Genomic DNA, 7,236 nt, shown 5'->3' with positions numbered 1-7,236 from the left:
ACCAACATCCCACACTGTGCTCCCCGATAGCCTCGGGGGCATTATCCACATCAGTGTAAGGGGGTCATTTTTGGACGCCGATCACCCCGCTACGGGGTCAATTTTGCATGCCTGTTCACAATTGCAGCTGATCGCTCGGGCCAGACGCTGACGCTGGTGCAGGCGCTCGCAACCGCCAAGCCCGGCGACGACTACACACCCGAATTGCTTTTGTGGACACTATCGCGGATCCATCACCTGATCGGGCGCACGCTGCCGGACTCTGATCAGGTTCAGCGCGAGGCGCTGACCCATGCACTCATGCTGTCCTTTGACGGTATTGCCCTGCGTCAGAACCTGCGGCGCGGCGAGATCGCGACAAGCCAATCGGTCGATGTCCTTTTCTTGATGGCGCAGGCGTTGTTGGATCGCGCTGGCGACATCGGGACAAAGGACGAAACGTGATCTGCCCCCCTAAATTCGGACACTGACATAAGCTATGAATTGTAGTTTTCTGATCTTCGGCGAGAAGGAGATCAAAGATGTCGGAACGCAAGCAGCACGCGCCCGAGTTCAAGGCGAAGGTAGCGCTGGGAGCTTTTAAGGGCGAGGAGACGGCGGCTGAGTTGGCAAGCCAGTTCGGGAGGCGACGATGATCCACCCGCGCCCACACTTAGCTCTTGGCGACCGGTCGTCAGCGCCGGTCTATTGGGAGAAAAACGATATCGATCAACATGATCAGCTGCAGTGACGAGTCGCTGAAATTACGCCACCTCCTGTCCAAAGTATGGGAAGTAGTGGATCCTGACGCGAGTTACCAAGTCGCTTTACGAGCACTTGGAGCGGCACAAAAGCGCGACAGGTCCAGCTTTTCAAGTGGCGCAATCAATGCCGCATATGGCCTTCATTTCGATATCCAAGTCGCCATTGTACAAGCGGCGCAACGTCGCGACCATGGATTCAAATGACTTGTCCAGTTCGATATTGGTAATCTCTGTTGGCGCAATATAGACGGATTTTCCGCGTGGCTCGCGCCGTAGGTAGCCGCTTTTCACCAAGGTGCCAATCTTGCGGTGCAGTGTGCTGATAGGAAGGCCCAGAACCTCGGAGAGGGCGGAGAGGTCATAAAGCTTTCCCTGTATCCTGCCTTGCACGACGGTCCGGATGATCAAGCAGTCCACCGGGCTGCCCCACATCCCCGTTTCCATCGCGTAAAACCGGTTCAGGCACTCGATGATCTGGCCTTGAACCTCGGTTCGCAGGGCTGCGCGCGCCTGTTCGCTGTCGTCTCCGTCCGCCATTTTTTCCCGTTCCTCCCCGCGCCAGCACCGGCGCCCCTTTCCAGATTGGAAAGGTTGCCGCTTGGCTACAAGGGGAAATTGGTCGCATTTGATAAGCAGTTCAGGCGCAGCCAGTGGAGGCTCCATCTTCCCCCATTGGAAAATCGCCATATGCAGGAGGAGGCATTATGCAAAAACATATACTCGTCGTTGGCGGCGGGATCGGCGGCACGATGACCGCGAACAACATCGTCAGCAAGATGTATCCCGAGGTTTCCGCCGGCAAGGTCAAGGTCACCATGCTGTCGGACAGCCCGTGGCATTATTACAAGCCGGCGTTCATGTACGTCGCCTTTGACATGTTTTTTCAGGGCGAGTTGCGGCGCAAACAGCAAACGCTGCTGCGTCCTGAAATCGACTTTCAGGTCGACAAGGTTACCGCGTTCGACTTCGCCGGCTCCACGGTCAAGACCGCCAGCGGCAAGACGATCGGATACGACTACATCGTCGTCTCCACCGGATGCCTGCCGGCGCCCGAACGGATCGAGGGGCTGAAGGAAGCGGGGGACTATTTCTATCAATACGACCCGGCGCGCCAACTATCGGAAAAGCTGCGCAAACTGGAGAAGGGCCGGGTTTTCATCACTGTGAACTTCCCAGAAACGCCGAATGTTCCGCACCAATGTGGCATCGCGCCGATGGAAACGACGCTGATGCTCGACGAATATCTGCGCCGCAAGGGCATCCGCGATCAGATCGAAATCGTATATACCTATCCCACTGTCTCGCAATTGCTACGTAACTGTCTCTTCCTGCAGGAAGAGGTCTGTTCCGTTCTCCCCCCGATATTTGAGGAGCGTGGCATCAAGTATGAGCGCGGCTTCACTCTGGCCAAGGTCGACGCCGAGAAAAAGATCGCGATCTCCGCCGAAGGAGAGGAGCAGGATTTCGACATTCTCATGTCCACGCCGCCCATCCGTGCCGTTGACGCGGTGTTGGAAAGCGGCGTGTCGCAGGCGCCCAACAACGAAGGCTGGCTGCCCACCAATCGTGAAACGCTGCAACTTGACGGCTTTCCCAATGCCTATGTGATGGGCGACACGGTGGATCTGCCGATCTCCAAGGCGGGTGGGTCGTGCCACAACCAATCGCCTGTCATCGCGAACAATATCGCGGGTGACCTGCGGCTGGGTCGGACCGTCGATGCCTATGACGGCAAGGTTCAGGCCGTCGCCCAGATGGGTCTCGAAGCAGGTATGCCGCTTTGGTACAACTACGACGAAGACGTGCATCCAACGCCGCCCACCAAGGTTGGTGGGCTCCTGCGCAAGGCCTTCAACCGCGGCATCTACTGGTCTGTCGCGCGCGGCATCGTCTGATCTCTCACATCATGGAACAGGAGGACGCCATGGCGAACCCCACTGCAACCGGAGCGGACACTCCGCTTCTCGAACGTATCAACCAGGACAGCGCCTTTGCCGACGCGGCCACCGAGGCCGGGCTCGTCGATCTGGCCAACAAACTGGCACCCCTGATTCAGGGGCGCAGGCTGCACAATGTCATCGATCTGCTGTCGCTTGCCTCGGACGGCGTGGACATGGCCGATGATGCGATGATCCAGAAGATGATGGCAACTTACGAGGATGTCGTGAGCAATGCCTGGATGCTGTCGAACGCAGCGCGGTTCGCTGCCAATCAGGCGGCGCATCAGCCGGTGCCATCACGGCTTGGCCTGTTGCGCACCGTCGGCGACGAGGACGTGCGCCGCGGGATGCATTTCGTGCTGCAATTCCTTGCCGTGCTGGGCCGCCAGACTGCGGCCGGGGCCGACGAGGCCTGAGCATGGCCGACAGCGACGCGGCATTGACCGCGCTCTATCAACCGCGCATCCGGGAATTTTCCGCCCGGGTGCGCGCTGATCGCCGCTTAGAGGCGCCGGATGTTACTGTGACCTGCCGCAGCCCGGTGTGCGGTAGCATGATGACACTGGACCTTGCCATTCGCGATGGCATCCTTGTCGGGCTCGGCTGGAGGGCGCGCGCCTGTACACTTGGAATGGCCTCGCTGGGGATTGTCAGGCAAGTGGGGGTAGGACAGACGCGGGACCAGATCGCTGACGCCGGTCGGCTGCTTTCCACACTGCTCCAAGGTCAGGATGTCGATTTCCCCTCAGCCTGGAGCGACTTGTCGGTTTTCACTGCTGCGCGAAGCTTTCCAACCCGTTTCGCGTCCATGGGCCTCCCATTTCAAGCGATTGCACAAGGGTTCGCAGAGCTAAGTTAATGGCAAATCATCTGGCCCAACGTGATGATCCAGCCCGATAACGGCATCTCCGTCGAGCGTTTATTCCACATCATCAGAGCCCCCTCGGTCACACCAATATGGACAGCATAGCCCGCTCCCACGACATCGACGTCGATGTCGAAGACGCACAGGCTGTCTTTGAAAACGGGTAAATGTGAAAACTTCGGGCCGGCCTTTGCTTGGCTGTTGAACAACGCACCGCGACTGCTGCAGACCTGCCATTCATGCATAGCGCAGCTATTTTTACCAGCCGAATGGCGGCGGTGCGAATATTTCGGCCCTTCTATATGGGGACACCGATGCGAGCGTCGTTGGCGTACGATTGCCTATTGAACCGCTGGCGCTTCCCGCAGCGATTGACTTGTCAGAATCCAATGCTAATTTTATGGGCATGTTGGAACATGCAGATCATTTCCGATTTCTACTGCTGAACCGCCCCTTTCCTCGGGCGGTTTAGGCGCGTTCGCGCCTGGCACACCCCCCGGGGCCTCCTCACAGTCCAGAACCAAACGCGTGGCGCTCTGTCGTCCGAGGGGAAATCATGTCCAGCATTCACCATACCCGTTTACCCAGTTCCGCGAACACCCTTGGCCCCAAGGCGCGGTCGCATAAATGGTCGATCTTGCCGGAAGCGGATTATCGGCAGCTGCAACACCACCTGAACCAGTGCGAAAGCACAGGGCGCCCCGCGTCGCTCTTGTTGTCCCATGTCCTGTTGCACAAGCTGATGACGCTGGAACCGGTCGACAATGTCTATGCCGGTGATCTCGTGACCGGGGGCTGTCAGGTCGCCTATTCCGTTGACCAAAAACCTGCCTCGAGCGGGCTACTCGTTCACCGGGCCAGATCGGGAGGGGCCAGCGGCGTGATCCCGGTTTCCTCGCTGCTGGGGGCAACGCTGATCGGGATGCGGACCGGGCAACGCGCGCCCTTGCTGCATGAAGACGGAACGATTGGCACCCTTTCTGTCCTGAGTGTGACCCATCCAGGCTGAGCCCGCGGCCCGTGACCGAGATCCGTGACCGAGACACAAGTTTTGTCACTCTCAAATGATTTCCCGTCCAGACAAGGAAGCTTTCCAAATGACAATCCACATGAGCGATCCCACCCGAAAACGCCGTATGCGCCACCCCAAGATCGTGATCAATGCCGACGACCTTACCCATATCGAAGCCTTGGCGGAGGGCGCGATGCAGCGCAATCCCGCCTTGGCGGACCGTCTTTTGAGCGAGCTTGGGCGTGCGCGCATCGTGAAGGCGCAAAAGATGCCGACGACCGCCATCGGGATTGGCAGCACCGCCAGTTACATTGATGGCACCACCGGACAGGAGCGGCGCGTGACGCTGGTTTACCCCGAGCAGGCCGACATCGCGCGCAATCGGATTTCGCTGATGACGCCGATCGGCGTGGCGCTTCTTGGTCTGTCTGAAGGGGACTCGTTTTACTGGGACACACGCGACAACCAACGCCGGATGCTGACGGTGACCCGGGTTGAACAGGCCGCTGCCGACGACCCCGAGGCGAATTGAGAATGACGCGCACAGAAAAGGGCGAACCGACAGCACATGTCGGGCCCGGAGGGGGGGATCCATGACGTAAACCGTCTGGCGCTTTCTCCGGGCAATGCCGCCTGCCATCAGCACCTTTCTGATTTTCGGAGCAAGTTCCATGACACTTTATCCCCTCCGTGAGCGCTGCAACAGTTGCAACGAAGCCCTGCCGCGCGCCGCGCTCCACCGATGTCCCTTCTGTCATGAACCGATCGCGCGATCCGCGGGGGGCCGCGAATTGAAATGCAGCCTCTGCAATATGTCGATTCCGCGTGCCCATGCGGGGGGCTGCCCCTCCTGTGCCGTGGCGGGGCGATACCGGTCCGGCAAGGCGATGACGGGAGGGCGAAGGCCATGACCGCGAAACAGCATGCAAAACGTCTCATCTGGCCAACGCTCCTTGCTGCGCTGTCTTTCGGGTTGATCCTGTTTGGGACGGGTTTGGCGGGGGTCGCGTTTGACAACGCGCACTTCGACCTCGCGTTGACGGCGCTGGCCTATTTCGCGGCGGCTTGGCTGATCAGCCGGATCTTGGCCTTGGCGCTCGATCAGGCTGCGGCACGCTCACGGCCTTATCCACGCCTGCTCAAGGATCTGATCGCTGCGGCGCTCTTTCTTGTCGCATTTACGGCGACGGTGTCGCTCTACCTGGGGCAAGGGGCCCTGGGCGCGCTGGCGGGGTCGGGTCTTATCCTCGCAATGCTGGGGTTTGCCATTCGCAACGTGGTGGCGGACACGCTGTCGGGGGTGGCATTGGGAATCGAAGGGCCGTTTCGCATCGGTGACTGGATCGACATAGACACCTTGGCGCGTGGCCGGGTCATCGAGATCGGGTGGCGGACGACGCGGATCCTGACGCGGGATGCGACCTACATGATCCTGCCCAACAGCCAGATCGCACGGCAACGGATCACGAACTATTCCGCTCCCAAGCCACAATATCGGGCGCAGGTCACATTGACGCTTGATCATGCCTTGCCCGTGGAAGAGGCGCGGCGCCTGATCCTGCATGCCCTGCAGGAGGCGAAGCTTATCCAGAAAAACCCGGCGCCCGATGTGAAGATCCTGGCCTATGAGGAAGGCGGGATCACCTATGCCGTGCGCTACTGGCTGTCGCGCTTTGATCGCGATATCGATTGCCGGGACGAGGTCTATAGCCTGATCGACGAAGCGCTGCGGTGCGTGGGAACGGCCGTTCCACATCGTAGGATCAAATTGGTCACGGATGATCCATTCTTGCCCCCCAATAGGGTGCTGAAATAGCCGTCGAACCGACATGGCTTTCCGCAGTCTGGGGTGGCCCAGAACTCGTGGGCGATGTGCTCGGCGTCATGAGGCAAGTGGCCGAGGAAGGTATGACCATGGTCGTGGTGACGCACGAGATGGGCTTCGCGCGAGAGGTGGCCGACAGGGTGCTTTTTCTCGAAGGCGGTGCAATCGTCGAGGAAGGGACAGCACAAGCTGTCCTTCGCGACCCGAAAGAGCCTCGCACACGGGATTTTCTTCATCGGGTGCTTCATCCCCTCGATTGAAACGCGGAAGTGGACCACGGGAATGTACTGCGTTACTGGACGAACTTGGCCGCGTCATCGAGGATATGATTTAGTCGCCATCTTCGGGGGAACCTGATTGGTGCGGTAGCAAGGGGGCGGTCTATCGTGGCCTTGAGTGGGTGCGCGCCAGCTTCATCCCGCCGATGTCCGCCGACAACCTCGCCCGGCTACCCTGACTGCTGGCCGCAGAAAACCAGGGCAGCCGGGCGAAGAATCCGGTGAGCATACCGTTCTCGCCGATGTATATTGCGTTTAAGAAGGACACAGTCCTGACGGCGGCGTTGTTGCGCAAAGGCGGGGTTAGGGATTCACCTCGTGAATCCAATGTAGTAGCCGGAAGGTATGAGCAGACCTCCGAAGACGACCTACAAGACCACCAACTGGCAAAGCTACAATCAGGCGCTGAGGCAGCGCGGATCACTGACCGTTTGGTTCGATCCCTCGATGCAGTGGGAAGCCATTCCGTCGGGGCGTCGCGGCCGTCAGCAGACCTATAGCGACGCTGCGATCCAGGCCTGCCTCACCCTCAAGGCCCTCCTCGGGCTGCCGCTGCGCCAAGCGACCGGTTTC

Annotated in this window: 11 protein-coding genes; 9 read left to right on the top strand and 2 right to left on the bottom strand. The window is 59.6% G+C overall.

The annotated features are described in order from the left end of the window. The first annotated feature begins 156 nt into the window (after positions 1-156). Positions 157-444, top strand: coding sequence for a hypothetical protein (locus tag E1B25_RS21670; RefSeq protein ID WP_132831648.1), 288 nt, complete (start codon positions 157-159; stop codon positions 442-444). A 407-nt stretch (positions 445-851) separates the two neighbouring features. Here the strand turns inward: E1B25_RS21670 and E1B25_RS21665 are convergent, their stop codons facing one another. Then, the gene (locus E1B25_RS21665) at positions 852-1,430 is read right to left on the bottom strand and encodes a helix-turn-helix domain-containing protein (RefSeq protein ID WP_245510820.1); all 579 of its coding nucleotides are present in this window, start codon (positions 1,428-1,430) and stop codon (positions 852-854) included. Between the two features lie 17 nt (positions 1,431-1,447). Between E1B25_RS21665 and E1B25_RS21660 the strand changes: the two genes are divergently transcribed. The 3 genes from E1B25_RS21660 to E1B25_RS21650 are packed head-to-tail and all read left to right on the top strand — an operon-like array spanning position 1,448 to position 3,542. Then, positions 1,448-2,638, top strand: a complete 1,191-nt coding sequence (locus E1B25_RS21660) for an NAD(P)/FAD-dependent oxidoreductase (protein WP_132831647.1) — start codon at positions 1,448-1,450, stop codon at positions 2,636-2,638. A gap of 29 nt (positions 2,639-2,667) precedes the next feature. Continuing rightward, on the top strand, positions 2,668-3,099 hold the full coding sequence (locus E1B25_RS21655) for a DUF1641 domain-containing protein (RefSeq protein WP_132831646.1): 432 nt from the start codon (positions 2,668-2,670) through the stop codon (positions 3,097-3,099). A 2-nt stretch (positions 3,100-3,101) separates the two neighbouring features. Further along, positions 3,102-3,542 (top strand): iron-sulfur cluster assembly scaffold protein, encoded by a 441-nt coding sequence (locus E1B25_RS21650; RefSeq protein WP_245510819.1) that lies wholly within the window; start codon positions 3,102-3,104, stop codon positions 3,540-3,542. Here E1B25_RS21650 and E1B25_RS21645 read toward each other — a convergent pair. Next, positions 3,539-3,793: a hypothetical protein gene (locus tag E1B25_RS21645; protein ID WP_132831644.1), complete on the bottom strand. Its 255-nt coding sequence runs from the start codon at positions 3,791-3,793 to the stop codon at positions 3,539-3,541. The genes E1B25_RS21650 and E1B25_RS21645 overlap by 4 nt on opposite strands. Before the next feature lie 311 nt (positions 3,794-4,104). Here E1B25_RS21645 and E1B25_RS21640 point away from each other — a divergent pair, with 311 nt between their 5' ends. The 5 genes from E1B25_RS21640 to E1B25_RS21620 all read left to right on the top strand — a co-directional run. Then, complete coding sequence (locus tag E1B25_RS21640) at positions 4,105-4,557, top strand: hypothetical protein (protein WP_132831643.1); 453 nt, start codon at positions 4,105-4,107, stop codon at positions 4,555-4,557. Positions 4,558-4,645: 88 nt separating this feature from the next. Beyond that, a complete protein-coding gene (gene rnk, locus E1B25_RS21635; RefSeq protein ID WP_132831642.1) occupies positions 4,646-5,092 on the top strand; it encodes a nucleoside diphosphate kinase regulator in 447 nt (148 codons plus the stop codon). 375 nt (positions 5,093-5,467) lie between these two features. Next, positions 5,468-6,376, top strand: coding sequence for a mechanosensitive ion channel family protein (locus E1B25_RS21630; RefSeq protein WP_132831641.1), 909 nt, complete (start codon positions 5,468-5,470; stop codon positions 6,374-6,376). A 47-nt stretch (positions 6,377-6,423) separates the two neighbouring features. Further along, the gene (locus E1B25_RS21625) at positions 6,424-6,645 is read left to right on the top strand and encodes an ATP-binding cassette domain-containing protein (RefSeq protein WP_206338614.1); all 222 of its coding nucleotides are present in this window, start codon (positions 6,424-6,426) and stop codon (positions 6,643-6,645) included. Positions 6,646-7,008: 363 nt separating this feature from the next. Further along, a partial coding sequence (locus E1B25_RS21620; protein ID WP_206338613.1) for a transposase occupies positions 7,009-7,236 on the top strand: 228 nt, incomplete at its 3' end.

This window comes from Antarcticimicrobium sediminis, assembly GCF_004348975.1.
GTDB lineage: Bacteria > Pseudomonadota > Alphaproteobacteria > Rhodobacterales > Rhodobacteraceae > Antarcticimicrobium > Antarcticimicrobium sediminis.
The sequence above is the reverse complement of the archived record's forward strand: the minus strand, read 5'-3'. Positions and strand labels throughout refer to the sequence as shown.